General features: G+C 59.9%; 2 protein-coding genes. One reads left to right on the top strand and one right to left on the bottom strand.

The window, feature by feature from the left end; all coding sequences use genetic code 11:
* Positions 1-1216: hypothetical protein (locus H5U08_RS18280; RefSeq protein ID WP_297036436.1), on the top strand; the 1216-nt coding region annotated here is incomplete at its 5' end.
* A gap of 90 nt (positions 1217-1306) precedes the next feature.
* Here the strand turns inward: H5U08_RS18280 and H5U08_RS18275 are convergent.
* Positions 1307-1569: hypothetical protein (locus H5U08_RS18275; protein ID WP_297036433.1), on the bottom strand; the 263-nt coding region annotated here is incomplete at its 5' end.

Genomic DNA, 1569 nt, shown 5'->3' with positions numbered 1-1569 from the left:
CGTGGAAGAGTTCGCTCCCACTGTCAAATGGATCGATTCGCGGCTGACGGGTAAATCTTTGGCGATCGGGGAGTTCGGGGTGAAAACGCATCCTGCCTGGGAACAAGAGCGCGGTGCCCACGGCTACCATATTCGGCGATCAGTGGCCGAGCAGGAGCGGCTCTTCCTGCTATTTCCGCAATATGTCTTTGCTCTGGGAGGCAGTGCTGCCAGAAACTGGTGCTGGCGCGATGACGACGATCGCGTCTTCCCCTGGGGGCTGCTGCGGACCTGTGATGGCACAGAGCGGTCGTCGCTGCGATTTTATCGGGTATCTTCGGTTTTGCTTTCGCGACTGGCTCCCAAGTGGGAAAAGCCTGCTGTTGTCGTGATCTCTCCGGACAGTGCCCCACCGGAGCGTGCCGCCGAAGCTCGGGAGGCGGTTCTCCTGGCCAGCCGTGTCCTCTTGACTCTTGGTGTGGACTTTGCCGTCGCCGGGGACGATGCAATTGACGAAGGAACGCTGGAAGGGGTGCGGATGGTGATTGTTCCGGGTGCAATAAACCCGGCGAGTGAACGACTTCTCCAGAGTCATTCGCCACGGCTGATCGTTTTATGGGAAAAGGATCTGGAAATTGCGGGACGCGCGGGAACTGGAATGGACGAGATTGTCGCCTCACGTCGCAGCAGGTGGCGGCAGGTGATGGACAGGGCGCAGATAGCCCGGATTTCCATCACGCCAGACGTTCCGGCTGTGCAGGCATTTCGGGTTCCTTTGGAGAATGGGGTGGCCTACGTCTTTGTTAATGCCCAGGATCAGGATGTCGCGTTTACCGCCACACTTCCCAGCGGACACACGGTGAGCATGCGTCTGCCGGGCTGGCATCCGGGGCTTGTGACCGTCGATTCGTCGCGAAAAGTGACGGCCGTGGAAGGGGCGGGATCGATTCGATGGGATGATCAACCGCTGGTCGAAGCGGACGGTCACGTCATTCTCGTGGCCGTGGCAGAGGATGAGCGGTTGTCCGAGGCACAAGAATGGTGGCTGATTCCCACAGGGGCCACCACGGTGCGTCTGCCAATCAAATCTGGAGAAACACTTCATGCCGAGGTCGGTCGGCGGATTGGTGGGAGCTGGAACCGTTGGGCCGTTCTCACACCCAAGACCGAGCGCGACGGGGTGGTGCTCATGATCCCACGCGACCTCAAAGCAGAATGGATTCGCCTGAGGCGGTAAAAAAGAAATGGAGACGATTGTTGTGTCGTCTCCGTTTTTCCAACGATCCCGATCGGCTAAATGTTGTCGGCCAGATGGGGGGGTCAGGTTTCAGAAGAAACCGCCGCCAAATCCGCCGAAGCCGCTGCCGAATCCACCGCTGAACAGGCCGCCGAAGCCTTGGCCGCCGGTGCCGCCCAGGCCTTGACCGCTTTCTCCCGTCACGAAGTTAAAGATGTTCACCTCACCGATACCCTGGAACACGGGATAGGGGTTCACGCGGACATAACGGCGATCGGCAGAGATCGTGGCCGCCGCGGTGAGCATGCTACCTTCGGGGATCACGGTGATTTGCGGGGCGTAGCCGACCGCAC

Origin of the sequence: Thermogutta sp. (assembly GCF_014359955.1) — a bacterium.
In the GTDB taxonomy this organism is placed as follows: domain Bacteria; phylum Planctomycetota; class Planctomycetia; order Pirellulales; family Thermoguttaceae; genus Thermogutta.
This window is presented reverse-complemented; position numbering and strand designations above follow the sequence as displayed.